The organism is Bacillus sp. USDA818B3_A, from assembly GCF_009928415.1.
Classification (GTDB): Bacteria; Bacillota; Bacilli; order Bacillales; family Cytobacillaceae; genus Neobacillus.
On the sequence record NZ_JAABNN010000001.1, the window covers coordinates 332,889 to 351,351 of the forward strand.

Consider the following 18,463-nt stretch of genomic DNA (forward strand, 5'->3'; position numbering starts at 1 on the left):
ACTTTTAACTTAACAAGAACTATTCTAAATTCGATTGCTTACAATAATTGCCTGGAGGCTGTTCGATAGTCATGAACAACCCCATATTTATCTAAAATCTATGCCTGAATTTCCGTTCTGGTAAATAACCGACTAAGATCACTTAAAATATACAACCTAGCAGTTAATAAATATAAGTCTTCGTAGTTATTCCTGACATATTCTTCAATCGTGTCTAAACCTTTTATAAAACTATCCACTAAGTAAAAAGTGTACTTGGCATCCCAAGAATATTTATTGATCCTTAATAGTTCATCGGCAATAATTTGAAATCTAAACTCCTCGACAAACAAGTTAACTTGGTACAATTTGTCAGGATTAAACCTTAAGCTATTTTTATATTTGTGATTTTTTTGAACATACTTAATAAAGTCATTAATATTTTCAGCCAGCATGGTAGCTTTTTGCATTTCTAACTTCATTTCCGCACTTCCTCCTCTCCTTAACCAAAGTTTATGATTCACTCAAAAATCTGACACCCAATATTAATTGTTGACAGAATTAAATGTACGCATATATAATTTATTTCGCATACGAAATATTCTTATAGGTAATATTAGTACTTAGAAAGAAAGGAGGGCTTGACAATAGACCTGCTTAATAATGAGATTTTAATGAGCTTTTTCCAAATTAACAAAGCCTACAATAGGCTTGTTAAATCTGATGCAGAAAGATTAGGAATTACTCCTGTCCAATTAAAGGCACTATACAGAATTAACTTTAACCCGAATATCAGTTTAGGAGAACTGGCTGAAAAATTAAAACTGACCAACAGCACCGTTAGTGGAGTTATTGACCGCCTTGTTCATAGTGGTTTAGTCGAAAGAGTGGCAGCTCCAGGGGATAGAAGGAGCGTTTCCATTCGGTTAACTGAGGAAGGCAGAAAAAGATTAGATCAGTTTAATTCTTCTGATTCGATATTAATGAAGAAGATCAAAGAAGTACTTGATTTACCAGAAGAGGAAATCTCGCACTTGCTGCGTCTTCATCAACTGGTTTTAGATAAGCTAACAATTTAGGAGGAATAATTGAATGAGTACAAAACGTTTGCTGTTAGTCAACATTATTATTTTAATTATCTTGGTAGGTGGAGGCTTTGCCGGTTATGCCTACTACAATAAAGCCGTTAATTATTTATCAACGGATAATGCCCAAATCGCTGGACAACAAGTTACCGTTGCTGCCCCTGCTAGCGGGAAATTAACTGGATGGGAAGGCCAAGTTGGGGATAGCTTCACAAAAGACCAAACAATTGGAACCATCTTAACGACCGGAACAGACGGTCAGCCAACTGAAATGAAAGTAACTGTTCCCACGAACGGGACTGTCGTCCAAAGTAGTGCGGTTCAAAATTCATTCGTAGCTGCGGGAACGCCGCTTGCACAAGTGTATGATTTAACCAAATTATGGGTAACTGCCAATATTGATGAAACAAAAATTGACGAAATTGCTGTTGGGCAAGATGTTGATATTTATGTGGATGCTTACCCTAATTCAACCTTAAAAGGTAAAGTACAGCAAATTGGTTTAGCGACTGCAGGAACCTTTTCTTTGTTGCCTAGCTCAAATAACACGGCTAACTATACAAAAGTTACACAAGTTGTTCCTGTAAAAGTTTCTATTGATGACAATAAAGGTGTAGGAATTGTTCCTGGTATGAACGTGACCGTGCGAATTCATAAGTAGGTGATAAAATGTCAATATATATCACGGTTTATGCCATTTTGTGTATTCTGGTGCTGCTATTAATCAATTTTGGTTTTTTCAAACAAAAAAAACCGAAGTTGAATCAAACTGAAGCAGAAAATCAAGAGGTTAAAAGTCCTCCATCACGGATAAATAAAAATATGAATCAACAAGATTTATCCAATGAAGTGGAAGAAATGCTTGAAGCTAACGCAATTGCTGAGCCAGCTTTGGAGTATGTTCAAGCCGAGGTACAGCCGAAAGAAGAAATATCCAGACAGTCCCGACAGACTGAAAAGGAAACCGAAAAATCTTCAGGAACCGGAAAAATCCTTTCGGCATTAATGCTTGGTGCATTTGTTGCTATTCTTAACCAAACGTTACTCAATGTAGCGATTCCACATATCATGAATGATTTAGGTGTTTCAGCCAATACTGTACAATGGCTCTCAACGGGTTATATGCTCGTAAATGGAATTCTGATTCCAGTTACAGCTTATTTAATTGAGAAATTCGGAACAAGGAAACTTTTTATTTCCGCGATTTCCCTATTTACCATAGGTTCGTTAGTTTGTTCCCTATCATTTAATTTTACCATGCTGATGGTCGGACGGGTCATCCAAGCTAGTGGTGCTGGAATTATTATGCCATTGTTAATGACCGTCTTTTTTGCCCTATTCCCTCCTGAAAAACGTGGGAAAGCGATGGGCCTCATGGGAGTGGTTATGATCTTCGCTCCTGCAATTGGTCCGACACTATCTGGATGGCTCATTGGTCATTATTCATGGAGATTATTGTTTGACATTGTTATTCCAATCGGTGTGATTGACTTAATCCTTAGTTTCCTATGGATGAAAGACGTTACTAAAACAACAAATCCAAAATTCGATTTCCCAGGGTTATTATTTTCAACCTTAGGTTTTGGATTTTTGTTATATGGGTTTAGTGAAGCCGGAAATGATGGCTGGAGCAGCGGTACTGTTGTAGTTTCATTAACTATCGGAGTTTTATTTATTTTAGCCTTTATCTGGCGTGAGTTAACAACCGATAAACCTATGTTGGATTTAAGGGTGTTTAAATATGATATCTTTGCATTAACCACGATTATTAGTATGATCGTCAATATGGCCATGTTTGGTGCGATGATCTTACTCCCTATTTATTTGCAGAATATCCGTGGTTTTACCGCATTAGAATCAGGTTTATTAATGCTCCCTGGTGCCATTGTTATGGGAATTATGTCACCGATCTCAGGTGCACTTTTTGATAAAATTGGGGCGAGATGGCTTGGAGTAATTGGTTTAACGATAACCGTTATTACCACATGGCAATTTACTAAATTAAGTATGTCAACAAGCTATACCCATCTCATGGTGCTTTATGTGCTTAGGATGTTCGGAATGTCTTTCATTATGATGACAATCATGACAGAAGGTCTGAACCAATTGCCTCGACACTTAGGGGCACACGGTACGGCTGCATCCAATACGGCAAGGCAAGTAGCCGGAAGTATTGGAACAGCATTCCTTGTGACGGTGATGAGTTCAAGATCAGATCTCCATTATGGACAATATTTAAGCACAATGACTAGTGCGAACCCTTTCATCGCTGGTCAATTTTCGCAACTCACTCAAGGTTTATCCGCTTTAGCCCATGTGCCGGCTGCGGCTGGAAAACAACTGACTACCTATGTCCTTTATGGGCAGGTCATGAAGCAAACAACAATAGATGGAATCAATGATGCATTTATTGTTTCGACCATTATTGCTTTTATCGCGCTGGTTTTAGTCTTCTTTGTAAAACGGGCACAAATAAAAGAACAATAAAAGGATAGAGGCCTTCCCAATAATGGGAAGACCTCTATTTTTATTTTATCACAAAATTCGCTCGGAAAAGCTTTTAGCAGCTTCAAAATGAATGTCTACTATAGTCCCAGCGCTTTTCTCGTTGCTGGCCCCACAATGCCATCTACTTGTAAATGTTTAGCTTTTTGGAATTTACGGACTGCACTATCGGTATTTGCTCCAAAGATACCATCAGTTCCTTTGGTGCTGTATCCAAGTGATGTTAGTTTTTTCTGAAGGGTCACTACAGCTGGCCCTCTGCTGCCCTTTTTCAAGATTTCCGTAATTGGAGTAACAGGGACAGAAGGTGAACCTTTGCCGCCTTTTAAGCCGTTTGCCACTGCGATTGCATCAAAGGAACTTTTCGAAGTCGTAATAACCACAGGGGTATTAATAGGCACCTGGTTAAACAGCCACTCGACCTCATTATCATACATGCGGATACAGCCGCTGCTCACATATTTGCCAATCGAGCTTGGGTTGTTGTTACCATGAATCGCATAGGTAGTCCCCCATGTTCCGCGGGCATTTAACCCAAGCCAGCGATTGCCTAATGGATTGCGTGGATCTCCTCCTGGAATTCCCCCCTTGTAGTATGGACGGTTAACAATCTTAGTGACAATTTTAAACTTGCCCTCTGGTGTTAAAGATTGACTCCGTCCCGTTCCTACTTTAAATTCTCTTTTCAAGCTGCCGTTTTCAAAATAGGCGAGACGATTGTTTGCTTTGTTAATGATAATAAACTTGTTGACAGTCGCCGCCGAACTCGAGGGCACCCAAAAACATAAACTAAACAACAATAGAAAAGCTGTACTAATAAAAACCAACCATTTTCTCTGCAAATTGATCCCCCCAACACCCCATTTAAATATTCAATCCGTGTATTGTATGTAGGCGGGCAAATCCACATTACTATTTTAATGAGTCCTATTTCATGTTTATTTAGTCTGTGGGACACCCGCCCTGCCACTATATAACTATTTCTACATATTCTTCCTATTTCCTTTTCAGCGGGAAAAATTATTCAGAATAATCTGCATCTAAAGACTAAACCGGCAGGCTCATCCCCGTTTCATAAAGTAAGTTGTTTGATTTAACTGGTTTGAGGGAATGTACAGCTGTATATCTTAATGAAGGAGTGAAAAGTGATGGATAAATATTTGAATGAAGAGAATATTGAAAATCAGATTAGTAAAAATGGAGACGCCCTATCAAGTTTTGATGATTTTAGGGAATTCCTGAGTGGAAAAGTCAGATTAGGAGAAAAATTGGGTCTGGATGAAGAGCAATTAGCCAATTCTGCTCAAAAAGTAGCTAATTACCTAGCCGAAAAGCAGCCTCCAAAAAATTCTGAGGAACGTTTATTGCAGGAGCTTTGGAACGTTGGTACAGAGGAAGAACAGCACAAACTGGCCCATATGCTGGTAAGGCTAGTACAGGAATAGAAAACATTAAAAGAACTAACCCTGCCTTTTAAGGGTTAGTTCTTTTTTTGCCATTAGGCTGAAATCCTTATATTCTTGTCCTTTTTCCTTCTTATAGAATACAAAATAATTAAAAGAATAAACCAAATCGGCGTCATTAATAAAGCAGTACGTGTAGCTTCTGCGAACAGCATTACAACTAGAATAAAAGCAAATAAGGCTAATACCGCATAGTTGATAAATGGTGTAAATGGCGCTTTAAAAGTTGATTTTTTTCTAAGGTCAGGACGAAGTTTCCGATAACGCAAATGACAAACTAAAATAATCCCCCAAACCCAGATAAAACAAATCGCACTAATTGTAGTTACGATTCCAAAAGCTTGTTCTGGAATCAATTTGCTTAACAGCGCTCCAACTGATAACACAAAGCTTGAGACCAATAACGCACTGCTTGGTACATAGTTCTTATTTAACTTCGCAAAAAATGATGGTCCTTGCTGATTACTGCTTAAATTAAAAAGAATTCGGCTTGTTGAAAACAAACCACTGTTGCAGGCTGAAGCAGCAGATGTCAGCACGACAAAATTAATAATTCCTGCTGCAATCGGAATTCCTACTAAACTAAATGTTTTTACAAAAGGACTATTTTCAGCATTTAACTGTGTCCACGGATTGATACATAATAGAATGAATAAGGCCCCTACATAGAAGAAGAGAATCCTAACCGGAATTTTATTAATTGCTGATGGGATATTCTTTCGTGGATCAGATGTTTCTGCAGCTGATACTCCCACCAATTCAACACCGACATAGGCAAATACGACCATCTGGAAAGAAAGTAAAAAGCCTGATACACCATGCGGGAAAAGACCGCCATGTTCCCAGATATTTGTTACTGAAACTGTACCTGCATCCGTATTGAAACCAATTATTAGCAGAATAATGCCAATTCCAATGAGTGCAAGAATAGTGATGACTTTAATTAAAGCAAACCAAAACTCTAACTCCCCAAATAATTTTACAGTAAGTAAATTGAGACCCAATAAGATCACTAAGCAGACAATCGCCGGAACCCATTGCGGAATATCAAACCAATATTGAACATACACACCAACAGCAATAATGTCAGCCATAGCTGTCATGATCCAACAAAACCAATAGGTCCAGCCTGTAACATATCCAGCCCAAGGGCCGATATAATCCTCGGCAATGTCTGTAAAAGACTTATAGCCTGATTTCGATAATAAAAGTTCCCCTAACGCTCTCATCACAAAAAAACAGGCGATTCCAACAATGACATATGCAAACATAATCGATGGTCCTGCGAGCTGGATCGCTTTACCAGACCCTAAAAATAATCCAGTTCCAATTGTTCCGCCTATCGCAATCAGCTGTACATGGCGATTTTTTAAATCCCTTTTCAATTCATGTTGTGCCACTTTTAATTCCCCCTAATGGTAGTAATATTCCTTCATATCCATGTGAAATATTGAACATGAAGTAAACCAATAAAAAAAGATTGGAGGCATCTCCAATCTCTTAAGGGCGTAAGAATAACAAATAATATCTATTACTCTATTCGTGAAAGAATAATAAATAGTCTTCGTACTCTTCTGTCCTTTTGCCTGAGATTGTGAACCCTTCGGCGCCGCATGTAACTGCGGTCTCTCCAGAAGCTGCTCCTGCTATAGTGTGACCCATAGCAATCATAGCTTGCTACATATTCAGTTATTTTAGTTGAAATGAAGCATTCAACTCCAGGATACAAACTATCCTTGAATAATTTTTAATTTTAGTAGTATTATTCGGTTTTGTCAACAAAAATATTTATCCTATTCTATCTTCCCCTTAGTTCCCTTTTAAAAATAAATTTCACAGGACAATACGCTTGTCCAAACCGGATGGATGGTATATACATAAATAAAATAATAAGACACATTTTGAACCTTTCAACAATGTTCTCTCATTAAAATGTAATGAAAGGAGATTAGTATATTGCTAATTTTCATAAGTGATCTACACCTTATGGACCACACAGCAGGCAGGCACCAGTTGGAAACGTCCACATTTAGAGATATTTTTAGAGAACTTGCCAGACAAGCACAGGAAGCTGTCAGTCCATTTCCCCCTCAAAATCAAGAGATTAAAATCATTTTATTAGGAGATATCTTTGATCTTATCCGAACTGAATCCTGGTTTATCAACAAGAATACGGGAGAAGAGATCGATCTAAAGAATCGCCCTTGGGGAAACCCATCAAAGAAAACGGAGGAAATTGCCGCCGATATATTAAACAATATCATCAAAGAGAATGAAGAAATCTTTTCTATCCTATCAGGTAATGAGTGGGAATCGCTAGGATTTCCTAAGAAACCAGAAATCATTTACATTCAAGGAAATCACGATCGTTTGTGTAATGTTTATCCTTCTTTAAGAAAACAAGTGATTGATGTATTAGACCTTAAGCAGCAAATGCCAATCGAACCGTTCCCAACCTGCTTTAAAGCAGAAGAATATAGTGTCTTTGCAAGACATGGCCACGAATGGGACCCGTATAATTTTGAAGGTGACTATCAGACTCTTAATAATTACTATCAGACACCTATTGGGGATGTTATAGCCTCAGAGATTGCCTCCAAGCTTCCCATTGAAGTTGGCAAGCGACTAAGGGATACCCATTTACCAGAAAAGGATATCATTCAAATCTGTAATAATTTCCGAAACCTTTTCGATGTTAGGCCGTTATCAGCGATCATTCCTTGGCTATCTTTTCAGGTCCAGCGGTACGAGAAGTACGGGGAAAAGATCCAACAGGAACTTAATTCAGCATTCCGCAAGGTCGGAGAGGAATTTATGGAGATTGAATTTGTTAAGGACTGGATTAAAAGAAATGATAAGATCTGGAACCCGCTTGATCATGGGGATGTAATTCAGTTATTAGGAACGGTTTTGAGAAGTTTCGATGTTAGTAATTCGGAATGGAAGCTTAAGATATTTGAAAAATTCAACCAAGTTAAAGAACTATGGTCTCTAGATGAATATCTATTAGGTGCAAAAAAAGACTTTGAAAAACTACCAAGTCACTATTCTTATGTTCTTTACGGGCATACCCATACCCCGGTGCAATACCCTATTAATGTAGTGATGGATAAGGCAAGTGCAAAATCGACAGAACAAGTTTATTTGAATACTGGTACATGGCGCCCTAGGAATATTCAATCCTTATCAGGAACAGGCTTTTCGACCTGGAACCACCTTACCTACACGACCATTTATAAGCCTGGCGAAATCATGGATGGACAAGTATGTAACACGCCCGCGTTTAATACATGGACAGGTTATATAAAAAAAATATAAGGTGACTCTAAGCAAAAAAAAGAATGGTGACTGGCACCATTCTTTTTTCCTTACCTACTGAAACTAGACCTAGCTTTGCTCATCATCAATAGGAGCATCCAGCATTTCTAAACTCTTTGATTCTAGAACTTCAGCACGACTCTGCCCATAAAGCTGGAGATGTATTTGTTCAATCTCCTCACCTGTTAGATCCCCGCGCTTTAAAAGTTCCTCAGCAATTTTGTGAACAAATTCAGCATGATCATTAACAAGTTTCTTTACCTTTGTCATCTCAGACTGTAACAATTCATTAATTTTAGATCGGAGAGCTCTAAGTCCGTCTGAACGAGAACCGACGGCAAGCCAGCTGAATAATTCTTCTCCCATACCGACTATCCCCAGATAAGCACCCGCAAGCTCTGTTGCCTGTCTCAGATCTGACGTAACACCATTTAACTTCTTTTTGAGAAACTCTTCCTCGACTGCCCGAGCGGCCAAACAAACTTGTATCTCTGCCAATATTTCTTTGTCAGTACGGTTATAACGTTCATGCGTTGGTTTAGTAGCAGCGAGCCCGAGCGCTCCACCCCTGCGGATAATCGTAACTTTCCATACACGTTCATGCGGTTTTAAGAGAAATTGCGCGACCGCATGACCTGCCTCATGATAGGCAACATTTCTTTTTTCATCGTCACTCATTGACCTTAGCGGCTGTTTTAGTCCCCACTCGTATGTCTCCATCGCTGCACGGAAATCCTCATAACTAGCTACCTGAGCTCCCCGTTGATGGGCAATAACGACCGCTTCATTTACAATGTGTTTGATCTGTGCCGGAGAATAACCGATGGTATCTAATGCAGCCCGTTCAGGTGTGATCGTAGAATCCTTTTTTACCTTTTCGAGGTAGTATTGGAAAACATCAATCCGTCCGTCGTAGTCTGGAGAATCAACCCAGAGCTTACGGTCGAAACGCCCTGGACGCAGCAATGCTTGATCTAGAACATCAGGAAGGTTTGTGGCAGCAACTGTAAGAACAGCTGGGCGCTCTGCCTTTTTACGACGGAGCCCAAGCGACCGGAGTAACTTGGCGAACCAGCCATTGTCAATGTTTGGAGGGTCCATTTGTAAAAGCAGTTCATTCAAGAGACCCGATCCACCCATCCCCATCATTCCGCCCATCATGCCTCCTGCTCCACCGCCAGCTTGCCGGCTCATCCCAATGGCATCAATTTCATCTATAAATATGATACAAGCCCCATATACTTTCGCGAGCTTACGGGCCTTCTTATAAATTCCCATTACCTTCAGGTTTCCAACACCAAAGAACATATTTTGAAAACTTGGTGCAGAAGCGTAAGCAAACGGCACCTGTGCCTCATTTGCAATGACCTGTGCAAGATATGATTTCCCTGTGCCAGGCGGTCCGCACAGCAGCAGCCCTCTAATGGCTTCACCGCCCATTTCCTTAAATTCTTTTACCCCTTTTAAAAGGGTAACAATCCGCTTTGCGTTTTCGACAATTTCAGGGTTTCCACGGTAATCCGCCCAGGTGGAGCCGGTTTCCCCCGGCAGGATCCAATAGGTCCGGCCTCGAGCAAGGAACCAGAAGAGTGCAACAAACTGGATAATCATAAACAGCATGGCAAAAAGCAGTTGCAGCAACAAACTGACAATGCTTATAACAACTCCCCAAACTGTTGGCCCGCTATTAAGCAAATATATACCTAAAATGACCAAAACAGCCGCCCAGAGGATGGTTTTACGCCATTTTACCCATCGATATTTCCTCATGGCTCCACTTTCCTTTCTGAATATTTAGAATATTTATTATAAAACTTTTACTAATGATACCTAAAATATTGTTTAGGCTCCCTTTTAATAAAGATTACTGATATTTATTCTTATTTCTTGCTAGTCATACCATCTCTGGGAGTTAAATTTAATAAAGGAATTCGGAAGTATGTCTATTAGAAATGGGTACAAATCTAGGATTGGATAAAAAAACCCTCCACTAAGAATAGGAGGATTCATGACAGTATTTATTTGAATTTCTTAATGATCTCTAATACGTACTTAATAATCACACCAAGTCCGCCTACGAAAAAGAATACTATCAATATCCATCCAGTAGGGTCGATTGGAAACATGGAAATGATAAAGTTTAATGGGACAACGTAATAGAGGACGTCCTTCAAATATCCTAATATTAAATCAGAAGTAAGAGTGCCTTTCCAGAATGACTTTAAAAATCCTAATAATAGATCAAGAATCATTAGTCCAAAAACGGCCCACATTGTATAAAGCATCCACTCCGAAAGAGAAAACATCATTTTTATCACCACCTTGATACATGATATGCTTGGAATAATGGGTGGTGAGAAGGATTGAAAAGTTTTGTTGGCAGTATATTCATCATATTTCAAGTAAAAAAATGCACCTCTTATTTAGGTGCATGTAAAAAAAAGAATACCCTTAATGCAGGTATCCTCGTCGATAATTTGTTTTAAAAATATAATAATCCTACTGTATCATTTGCTTCTAGATTTTCAATCATGCTATACCAAGACTCTGGTTTATTCGGTAAAACAGTATAATAACGTTTCAGAAATTTTACTATCAAGTCTGTTTCCAGCTCATGTTTTTCCCCGTTCATTGGAAGAAAACAAAGGTCTAGACCGGTTACAGCTTCCCCGTCATTGTTCCAGGACGGATGTACATACGGAAAATCCAAACGTTTGTAACCAAGGTGAGCCAGCACCTCTCGGCGAACATATGGATCCATTGGTTTGACTCCACCAAATTCATAATGCTCTACACGATAGGGATCATAGATTTCAGCAAACATCCCCGCTAATTTTTTTCCATTAGATGCTGCTAATGCCTGTAAATCCGCTAACCTTCTTTCTGCTAAATATGGACCGATTCCTAAGCCGGCTTGGCCAATAATGGTAAAGTCAGTCATAGCAACATTAAAATCATCATAATAGCGGTATTCGGTTGCGCCTGCTACCTTCCCTTCATTAACAGCAACAAACACACGTATACCCGGATCTTCCAATGGCTCTTTCCAAAGATCAAATTCTAATACTTCTTCAGGAGGGAATACATCTTGCATTAATTGGTGCATTTGCTTAAATAACGGGTCATTGATATTAGTAATTCTACTATATTCCATTTTTTGTTCTCCTTATATCTCAATTTGAAAATGGATTCTTCCACTCCATCAGAGTCCCATAATTACACGATTCTTCATCCTCTAAATAATCAGCCACTACTCTTACTGGTGTTCGGCCGCAATGGAGAAGAAAAGTGATGACAGGATCCCTTAGCTCTCCTTTGATAACCGTATCGATGTACTGTTCTGGAGACATACTATCCGCGTGTCTATGATACCCCGGCATCCTTCCTCCACCAAGCAATCTTTTCAAGCGCAGATTTACAACCACATCATACATAGAGAACATCAGCCATTTCCCTAAGCCTAATTTCCGGTAGGATGGCCGGACACCAATGTCGACAACGTATAGGGTGTCTCCATTGGCTTCGTGATTTCGGATATAACCATTATCGGTTATCTCCTCCCAAGTGTGTTCTGGGTGATCAGGATCATAGTCAACCAGTAATCCAGTCATAGAACCTGCAATATCACCATTTACTTCAATACACAATGCCCCTTCTGGAAACAGTGTCACATGGTTTTTTAGCTGATCTTCATTCCACCATAATTCGGCTGGAAAAGGGGGAGGAAAGCTTTCCTGTTGGATACGGATCAAATCTTGAAAGTCCTTCTCTTGATAATTTCTAATAACCACTGGAACAGGTTTTTCTCCGTCGAAAACAAAAAATTCTTTTCGATACATGAATGAACCTCCAATTTAACTGCGGACAAGTTTATCTGTTTCCCAATCCGGGTAAAGATCGGTCCGGCGGTCACGCCAGGTCGTGACAGATCCTTTTTCACGCACCTTGTAAAGCAGCTCTAAATTAAGATCTGCTGTAACAATCATATCCTGATTCATTTCCCCTTCAACCATGATACCTTGAGGAGGAAAAGGTATGTCATTCGGTGTGATTACTGCTGCCTGCCCGAAATTTGCCCGCATAAAATCAACGGTTGGCAGCGAACCAACGGTGCCAGTCGTTACGACATATACTTGATTTTCAATCGCTCTCGCATGGCTTGTATAGCGGACCCGATGGAAGCCGTGACGATCGTCTGTGCATGATGGACAGAAAATAACGTCTGCCCCCTTCGCCTTAGCCATTCGAACTATTTCTGGAAACTCAATGTCATAACAAGTTAGCATGGCGATTTTTCCTTTTTCTGTCTCAAACACTTCTAGGCTGTCTCCAGCGCTCATATTCCATTCATTTACCTCTGTAGGAGTAATATGAAGTTTCGCCTGTTCAGCTACCCTTCCATCTGGATAGAACAAATGCGCCACATTATAGAGGCGATCTCCTTTACGGATCACATGGGTCCCGCCAATTATATGCATTCCGTAATGTTGAGCTAGATTAGTAAATAAAAAATGATATTGTTCAGTAAAGTCCGGTAAATCTTGAATGGTCAACGCATCCCCATTTGCATCACCAATTGACATGAGCTGAGTAGTGAAAAATTCAGGAAATAAAATAAAGTCTGATCCAAATTCCTCTGCTGTTTTAATATAATGCTCCACTTGATCTGCGAATTCTTGAAAAGAACGAATCGTATGAAGATGATATTGAACCGCTGAAACTCTAAATTGCATAAAATTCCCTCTTCCTAATTAAGTCTTTAATCCTATTATTATCAAAAAATATATAGCGAACAAGTACTAACTTTTTAATTACATAGTGTGAAAAATTATACTTTAAAATATGGCAGACTCTATGTCAACCACTGCTTTCAAAAATTTATTGAGGTTAAGAATGACACTATCATTTTTAACCTTTTTTATTTTAAAGAAAGGACTTAAAAAAATAAGGTGAAAATCTATCACTCTTAAGATAAATAAAAAAAAGGAATAGGGACCATTAAAGATTATGATAAATATGTAAGCGACATCAATATTACTTAATAAAAAATGAAGGGAGATTTAACCATGAGCAATATCAAAACATGCGTAAGCTTATATAGTTTACAAGATGAATATTTAAATAAACGTATGAGTTTAGAAGATATTTTTAAATTTTTGGCTGAAAATGAAGTAGAAGGAATTGAAATTATTCCTGACCAGATGCTGCATAATGCCCCCCATCCAACAGAGAAAACTTTGGCAGAATGGGACAGGTTACTAAGTACTTATAAAATGAAGCCTGTCATTGCAGACGTGTTCTTAAATACAAATTTGTACAAGAATAGAGAATTAACGAAAAAGGAATGCGTTGATTTACTAATTAAGGAGATTAAGCTTGCAAACCGTTTAGGGATTAAATTAATTCGATTAGTATCGATGGTACCAGCTTTTGTTATCGAGCCATTATTACCATATGCGGAAAAATACAATGTTACCTTGGCGCTGGAAATCCATGCAGGTTTAAGCTTTGATGTTCCGAAAACACAAGAATTTATTAAAGAAATGAAGCGGTTAAATTCTCCTTATATTGGCCTAGTCATTGACACAGGAATTTTCTGCCGCAGGCTTCCAAGAGTGATGGCAGATTATTGCAGACAGTTAGGGACAAACCAAGAAGTGATTGACTATATTAATGATATCTTCGCTCAAGGAAAAGATCCTCGAAAAGTATATTTGGAAAATGGCGGTTTTCCAGATGACCTAAAAAAATTATTAAAATCGGAAGCCGATCACTTCTTCGCGCATATGGCAGATGGCTATGAAAATGAGCCATATAGTGTTTTAGATGAATACATGCCATATATTAAACATTTCCATTTTAAGCTATTTGAAATGACCGAAACTGGCGAAGAATACTCTATGGATTATAAAGGAGTTCTCCAATATCTCCACGAAAAAGGATATGACGGTTATGTTTCTACTGAATATGAAGGAAACCGCTGGGTACTTCCTGGACATCCAATGGTGGAAAAAGAACAAGTTTTAGCCCATCAGGCATTGATTCGAAATGTTATTAAAGACTTAGAAGGACAGGAGGTATATTAATATGTTTGATAATAATGTGTTTCTTGAAAATACATGTAAAAATACTGAAGAAGAAAGTAAAATTACAGGATTTGAATTAAAAACCAACATTACTTACTATCGAGGAATTCCACTGTCCATGGTAAATGATATTGGTGTGGAAGTAGATGGCAAAAGGGTTCAACGTGAGAATATTTTATGTTCCATAGATGAAGTTGATTGGTTTACTTTAGATGAAATGGAAACCGTAACAACCTATAAATGGGAATATGGCGAGCCGTTAACGGTACGGGTTCGTAAGGATGGCGGTTTATCCAAAGGAACACATGAAGTTGCATTAGATGTCGTTGTAAGGACTGCCTATATTCCTGTGCCATTGGCGGGAAGAAAGGTTAGAACTGTAGAGATAGCATAAAAATAGATTCACTAAAAAATCAGCCCTGGGGCTGATTTTTTTAGCTTTATCGATTTTTATACTAGGAAGATTGTTTTGGCCCGCTCATAACGGCCATGAAATCATTATTCCTTCTAGCCCTTTGGTTCCAAGCTGCACACATGATAATACTACCGAATAATATGAATGCTCCAAATATAAAAGGTATATTGTAGGAAACATCATAAAATATTCCTGCTAATGAAGGCCCAATAATATTCCCTAAACTGCTATAGGCATTATTCATGCCTGCCGCAAAACCTTGTTCATTTCCTGCCATTTTCGATAACATGGTATTAATTGCTGGACGTAGAATTGAAGTAAACAAGAAAAATAATATATTCATCATTAACATATAAATAAAGTTTCCAGAAAACAAGACGAGAATCATTGAAACGGCCGATAGTAAGAAACACGCATTAATCACTTTAATCTCATCGAAGCGGCGAAGCAGCCAATCTACCAAAACAGCCTGAATGATTACCCCAACAAGTGCACCAACAGTCAAAATTATAGAGATATCTTTAGGGGTATATTCATATTTTTCACTTACATATAACCCATAGATTGCTTCAAAATTGGCTAATCCAAATGTCATCGTGAAAATTAGTAATAACAGGACAAAGTAAGGAACTTTAAATGATCGTTTGATTTCATGAGTCATTCCATCTTTTTCCGAAGTTGAATTTCTAAAGGCTTGTTGTTGTTCTTTTGATAACGACTCCGGTAAGAATAAGTAAGAAACGATCATCGCAATACCTGCTGCAATAGCAGATGCATAAAACGGTACTCGCAGCCCATATTCTGCTAGGAATCCACCAATCCCTGGCCCAATAACGAATCCAAGTGAAATGGCAGCGCCTAGTAATCCCATCCCTTTTCCTCGATTTTCGATTGTTGTCACATCGGCCACGTATGCCATATTTGCAGGTACTAGTATTCCAATACCGATCCCCCCAATTAAGCGAGATAAATAGAGGAGCCATAAATCAGAGGCCATACTAAACATAAGCTGTGACAGCATGATAATTCCTAAGCCAGCGATAGTAATGATTTTCCTTCCATACTTATCTGATAACTTCCCACCAAGCGGAGAAAAAAGAAACTGTGTCAGCCCTGTTGCAGCTACGAGGTATCCTTGGTCTTTACCACTGGCTCCGAGTTCCAAGATAAATTTAGGAAGTATAGGGATCGCTAACCCTACCCCAAGCAATGCGAGAAACATATTCACCATTAGAATAAATAATGGCATATTCATCTTTCTAAAAAACGTAAACCTTTGCATCAATTTTCTCCTATTCTTAAAATTAAAACCGTGTTTAATTTAATCTTACACCTCCTAGGCACTTATTTAATTTCACTTTTTTAATCATTTTGCGAAGCAATTTTTAACCAAACTTGTAAATTAATTTCGGAAAGAATTAAAGAGGTTAAAAATCTTATTATGATTTTTAACCTCTTCAATAAATTATTATTTATTTTCCATTAATTCACGCATGAACTATAACACGGCCATCACGACTTGACTCGGTTTCGGTATACTCAAACCACTCGAACTCCGCACTGTTCTTACTTTCTTTCCCATTAGAACTGGCAAACATGCAAAGCATAGTCCCGACCATACCGCCTACAGCTTCAGGATTTAACTTCCCTCCATCGGCATTCGCGTAAAGTAATTGTAGATTTTCTTCATCTGAACCATAATAGAAGCTATGCGATTGACCCTCTGCAGTTATATCGAGAATAATATTATCACCATCTACTTCAGTTTTAGCAAGCTCTGTTTCAGTGGTCAAACATTGAAAGTTTGGCTGGTGAGGATATCCATTTACCTCGCTTGTACACTGAATCAATCTTAATATTTGCTTTCCTTTCTCCATCGAACGCTCCAACCGGAATTGATGATTACATGCCTGCATGATTGCTAGTCCAGCAGTCTCATTCTCCTCGGAAGCTAGGAAGTTCATCTTTGTTGCCATACTAAAATTCGCATGCAACTGTCTACGGCCAATAAACCCGAGGGTTGGGACGTTTTTATCCACTTCCGTTGCATGTATGTCGATTTTACGGATCTCTTGGCTGATTGAACGAGGTAGAAGTTTCATTGTCAGTTTACTGTTTGAGAGCGAGTAAAAATTCTCATAAGGAGTCCCGTAAAATACCCAATCCATTCCAAGTTTGTCACCTTCGAATTCATCTCTTGTTGGAACTACTCGCTCTGTAGACGCTGGCAGATCTGGTGCTGGATAACTCAATTCAACTTTACCGGTACCGGGACTAATCACAGGCCAGCCTTCTTCCCATATGACTGGTGCTATAAAAGTTTCTCGTCCAAGGTTCTTATGATAGCCTTCAATTAGGCGAGAGCCAAGTATGACAGTATACCACTCACCATTTTTCAGTTCCACCAAATCCGCATGGCCTATATTGCAAATAGGATAATGTTTCCCTAAATGACGATGGGTTAAAATTGGGTTACCTGCATAACCTTCAAAATCATTAAAAATAGTTTTACTACGGGCTACCGTTACAGCATGGAAGTGCTCTGTGCCTCCCTCAGCAATCACTAAATAATAATAGCCATCTTTTTTGTAAAGATGCGGAGCTTCTGGTGAAGCGCAATTTTTTAAGGCTCCTCCCCAAATTGTCCTTGCATCTCCAACAAGACACATCCGGTCTAAATCAATTTCACTAACCCAGATTCCCTGAGACCTTGTACCATCTGTATTCGTATCCTCTCTAGTACCTGTAAGATATGCTTTCCCATCATCATCAAAAAATAATGATGAATCAATCCCAGGGCAACCCTCGAGCCAGTAAGGGTCTGACCACGGACCACGGGGGTCTTTAGCCGTCACAATAAAATTCCACTTATCGCTTACATTTGTCGTTATCATGTAGTAGGTACCGTTGTTATATCTTAATGTCGGTGCCATGATTCCTGCTGTCATGTGATCTGCCGTCACATGAAGTTGGGATTTTCGATCAAGTATATGACCAATCTGCTCCCAATTTACTAAGTCAGTAGAGTGAAAGATTGGTACTCCTGGAAAGAGTGAAAAACTAGATGTAATCATATAAAAATCATCATCCACCCGGCAAATGGAGGGATCTGGATAGAATCCTGGTAAGATTGGATTTATCAATTGTTTTGTCATTTTTAAAATCACTCCAACTATAAAAAAGTATTAATAAATTTAAACCAAAATTAGCTTTCTTTTGTGCGTACCACCCATGACGGTATCTGCAACGGGAGGAAAATAGGAACAGCTATACGTATAACTAACTTCAATATCATGGCTCCCGGATTCTAGCCCGCCTTCTTTTGCCACTGTAATTGCTGCCGGTTCTAATAGTCCCCAGTGAACATCTCCAAGTGTTTCCATTTCAGCTTGTGTGTAGGTAACATCATTGATTGTCCAGGTAATCTGATCGCCTGTAAAAGTTTCCCCATCTACTGTAACCGTTGCTGGCCGCAATTGTGAAAGCCAGAGGCCTCGATAATACAAAGATCTAATATTAACCTGAAAGCCGATGATTTTACCATCTTTTTCTATATTTTTAAAGCCTCTCGATTGAATGCAAGGTTTTTCTAACATAACTATTCTCCTTTTC

18 protein-coding genes and 1 riboswitch are annotated in these 18,463 nt (G+C 38.8%); of the genes, 7 read left to right on the top strand and 11 right to left on the bottom strand.

Going from position 1 to position 18,463, the window contains the following annotated elements; translation table 11 throughout:
• Positions 1 to 98: 98 nt before the first annotated feature.
• Complete coding sequence (locus tag GXK58_RS01600) at positions 99 to 461, bottom strand: hypothetical protein (protein ID WP_160719231.1); 363 nt, start codon at positions 459 to 461, stop codon at positions 99 to 101.
• Between the two features lie 159 nt (positions 462 to 620).
• Between GXK58_RS01600 and GXK58_RS01605 the strand changes: the two genes are divergently transcribed.
• From GXK58_RS01605 to GXK58_RS01615, 3 genes are all read left to right on the top strand, one after another.
• Complete coding sequence (locus GXK58_RS01605) at positions 621 to 1,058, top strand: MarR family winged helix-turn-helix transcriptional regulator (protein WP_160719232.1); 438 nt, start codon at positions 621 to 623, stop codon at positions 1,056 to 1,058.
• A 13-nt stretch (positions 1,059 to 1,071) separates the two neighbouring features.
• Positions 1,072 to 1,725, top strand: a complete 654-nt coding sequence (locus GXK58_RS01610) for an HlyD family secretion protein (protein ID WP_160719233.1) — start codon at positions 1,072 to 1,074, stop codon at positions 1,723 to 1,725.
• Positions 1,726 to 2,069: 344 nt separating this feature from the next.
• Positions 2,070 to 3,551 (top strand): DHA2 family efflux MFS transporter permease subunit, encoded by a 1,482-nt coding sequence (locus tag GXK58_RS01615; RefSeq protein ID WP_442862449.1) that lies wholly within the window; start codon positions 2,070 to 2,072, stop codon positions 3,549 to 3,551.
• 98 nt (positions 3,552 to 3,649) lie between these two features.
• Here GXK58_RS01615 and GXK58_RS27460 read toward each other — a convergent pair whose 3' ends face one another.
• On the bottom strand, positions 3,650 to 4,411 hold the full coding sequence (locus GXK58_RS27460; RefSeq protein ID WP_202171262.1) for a L,D-transpeptidase family protein: 762 nt from the start codon (positions 4,409 to 4,411) through the stop codon (positions 3,650 to 3,652).
• Between the two features lie 306 nt (positions 4,412 to 4,717).
• Between GXK58_RS27460 and GXK58_RS01625 the strand changes: the two genes are divergently transcribed.
• Positions 4,718 to 5,014, top strand: a complete 297-nt coding sequence (locus tag GXK58_RS01625) for a DUF3243 domain-containing protein (RefSeq protein ID WP_160719236.1) — start codon at positions 4,718 to 4,720, stop codon at positions 5,012 to 5,014.
• Positions 5,015 to 5,067: 53 nt separating this feature from the next.
• Here GXK58_RS01625 and GXK58_RS01630 read toward each other — a convergent pair whose 3' ends face one another.
• On the bottom strand, positions 5,068 to 6,432 hold the full coding sequence (locus GXK58_RS01630; protein ID WP_160719238.1) for an amino acid permease: 1,365 nt from the start codon (positions 6,430 to 6,432) through the stop codon (positions 5,068 to 5,070).
• Positions 6,433 to 6,596: 164 nt separating this feature from the next.
• A riboswitch (glycine riboswitch) is annotated at positions 6,597 to 6,676 on the bottom strand.
• A gap of 312 nt (positions 6,677 to 6,988) precedes the next feature.
• Here GXK58_RS01630 and GXK58_RS01635 point away from each other — a divergent pair.
• Positions 6,989 to 8,350 carry a metallophosphoesterase gene (locus tag GXK58_RS01635; protein WP_160719239.1) on the top strand — a complete coding sequence of 454 codons (1,362 nt, stop codon included), beginning with the start codon at positions 6,989 to 6,991 and terminating at the stop codon, positions 8,348 to 8,350.
• Positions 8,351 to 8,419: 69 nt separating this feature from the next.
• Here the strand turns inward: GXK58_RS01635 and GXK58_RS01640 are convergent, their stop codons facing one another.
• The 5 genes from GXK58_RS01640 to GXK58_RS01660 form a co-directional block, all read right to left on the bottom strand.
• Positions 8,420 to 10,120: an AAA family ATPase gene (locus GXK58_RS01640; protein WP_160719241.1), complete on the bottom strand. Its 1,701-nt coding sequence runs from the start codon at positions 10,118 to 10,120 to the stop codon at positions 8,420 to 8,422.
• A 248-nt stretch (positions 10,121 to 10,368) separates the two neighbouring features.
• Positions 10,369 to 10,659, bottom strand: coding sequence for a hypothetical protein (locus GXK58_RS01645; RefSeq protein WP_160719242.1), 291 nt, complete (start codon positions 10,657 to 10,659; stop codon positions 10,369 to 10,371).
• A 173-nt stretch (positions 10,660 to 10,832) separates the two neighbouring features.
• Positions 10,833 to 11,504: a GNAT family N-acetyltransferase gene (locus tag GXK58_RS01650; protein WP_160719244.1), complete on the bottom strand. Its 672-nt coding sequence runs from the start codon at positions 11,502 to 11,504 to the stop codon at positions 10,833 to 10,835.
• A gap of 19 nt (positions 11,505 to 11,523) precedes the next feature.
• Positions 11,524 to 12,189, bottom strand: coding sequence for a GNAT family N-acetyltransferase (locus GXK58_RS01655; protein ID WP_160719245.1), 666 nt, complete (start codon positions 12,187 to 12,189; stop codon positions 11,524 to 11,526).
• Between the two features lie 15 nt (positions 12,190 to 12,204).
• Positions 12,205 to 13,083 carry a carbon-nitrogen hydrolase family protein gene (locus GXK58_RS01660; RefSeq protein WP_160719247.1) on the bottom strand — a complete coding sequence of 293 codons (879 nt, stop codon included), beginning with the start codon at positions 13,081 to 13,083 and terminating at the stop codon, positions 12,205 to 12,207.
• Positions 13,084 to 13,416: 333 nt separating this feature from the next.
• On the opposite strand from GXK58_RS01660, the gene GXK58_RS01665 reads away from it, so the two are divergent.
• Together GXK58_RS01665 and GXK58_RS01670 are read left to right on the top strand one after the other, a co-directional pair.
• Positions 13,417 to 14,436 (top strand): sugar phosphate isomerase/epimerase family protein, encoded by a 1,020-nt coding sequence (locus GXK58_RS01665; protein WP_160719248.1) that lies wholly within the window; start codon positions 13,417 to 13,419, stop codon positions 14,434 to 14,436.
• A gap of 1 nt (position 14,437) precedes the next feature.
• The gene (locus GXK58_RS01670; protein ID WP_160719250.1) at positions 14,438 to 14,830 is read left to right on the top strand and encodes a C-glycoside deglycosidase beta subunit domain-containing protein; all 393 of its coding nucleotides are present in this window, start codon (positions 14,438 to 14,440) and stop codon (positions 14,828 to 14,830) included.
• A 61-nt stretch (positions 14,831 to 14,891) separates the two neighbouring features.
• Here the strand turns inward: GXK58_RS01670 and GXK58_RS01675 are convergent, their stop codons facing one another.
• From GXK58_RS01675 to GXK58_RS01685, 3 genes are all read right to left on the bottom strand, one after another.
• Positions 14,892 to 16,133: an MFS transporter gene (locus GXK58_RS01675; RefSeq protein ID WP_237389528.1), complete on the bottom strand. Its 1,242-nt coding sequence runs from the start codon at positions 16,131 to 16,133 to the stop codon at positions 14,892 to 14,894.
• Between the two features lie 205 nt (positions 16,134 to 16,338).
• A complete protein-coding gene (locus GXK58_RS01680; protein ID WP_160719251.1) occupies positions 16,339 to 18,006 on the bottom strand; it encodes a glycoside hydrolase family 43 protein in 1,668 nt (555 codons plus the stop codon).
• Between the two features lie 39 nt (positions 18,007 to 18,045).
• Positions 18,046 to 18,447: a C-glycoside deglycosidase beta subunit domain-containing protein gene (locus tag GXK58_RS01685; RefSeq protein ID WP_160719253.1), complete on the bottom strand. Its 402-nt coding sequence runs from the start codon at positions 18,445 to 18,447 to the stop codon at positions 18,046 to 18,048.
• Positions 18,448 to 18,463: the final 16 nt, after the last annotated feature.

Bases quoted from the DNA above. Each gene is read 5' to 3' on its own strand.
- GXK58_RS01675 (WP_237389528.1), bottom strand. From the start codon at position 16,133: ATGCAAAGGTTTACGTTTTTTAGAAAGATGAATATGCCATTATTTATT.
- GXK58_RS01615 (WP_442862449.1), top strand. From the start codon at position 2,070: ATGCTTGGTGCATTTGTTGCTATTCTTAACCAAACGTTACTCAATGTA.
- GXK58_RS01610 (WP_160719233.1), top strand. From the start codon at position 1,072: ATGAGTACAAAACGTTTGCTGTTAGTCAACATTATTATTTTAATTATC.
- GXK58_RS01655 (WP_160719245.1), bottom strand. From the start codon at position 12,189: ATGTATCGAAAAGAATTTTTTGTTTTCGACGGAGAAAAACCTGTTCCA.
- GXK58_RS01660 (WP_160719247.1), bottom strand. From the start codon at position 13,083: ATGCAATTTAGAGTTTCAGCGGTTCAATATCATCTTCATACGATTCGT.
- GXK58_RS01625 (WP_160719236.1), top strand. From the start codon at position 4,718: ATGGATAAATATTTGAATGAAGAGAATATTGAAAATCAGATTAGTAAA.
- GXK58_RS01680 (WP_160719251.1), bottom strand. From the start codon at position 18,006: ATGACAAAACAATTGATAAATCCAATCTTACCAGGATTCTATCCAGAT.
- GXK58_RS01650 (WP_160719244.1), bottom strand. From the start codon at position 11,504: ATGGAATATAGTAGAATTACTAATATCAATGACCCGTTATTTAAGCAA.
- GXK58_RS01600 (WP_160719231.1), bottom strand. From the start codon at position 461: ATGAAGTTAGAAATGCAAAAAGCTACCATGCTGGCTGAAAATATTAAT.
- GXK58_RS01685 (WP_160719253.1), bottom strand. From the start codon at position 18,447: ATGTTAGAAAAACCTTGCATTCAATCGAGAGGCTTTAAAAATATAGAA.
- GXK58_RS01665 (WP_160719248.1), top strand. From the start codon at position 13,417: ATGAGCAATATCAAAACATGCGTAAGCTTATATAGTTTACAAGATGAA.
- GXK58_RS01645 (WP_160719242.1), bottom strand. From the start codon at position 10,659: ATGATGTTTTCTCTTTCGGAGTGGATGCTTTATACAATGTGGGCCGTT.
- GXK58_RS01670 (WP_160719250.1), top strand. From the start codon at position 14,438: ATGTTTGATAATAATGTGTTTCTTGAAAATACATGTAAAAATACTGAA.
- GXK58_RS01640 (WP_160719241.1), bottom strand. From the start codon at position 10,120: ATGAGGAAATATCGATGGGTAAAATGGCGTAAAACCATCCTCTGGGCG.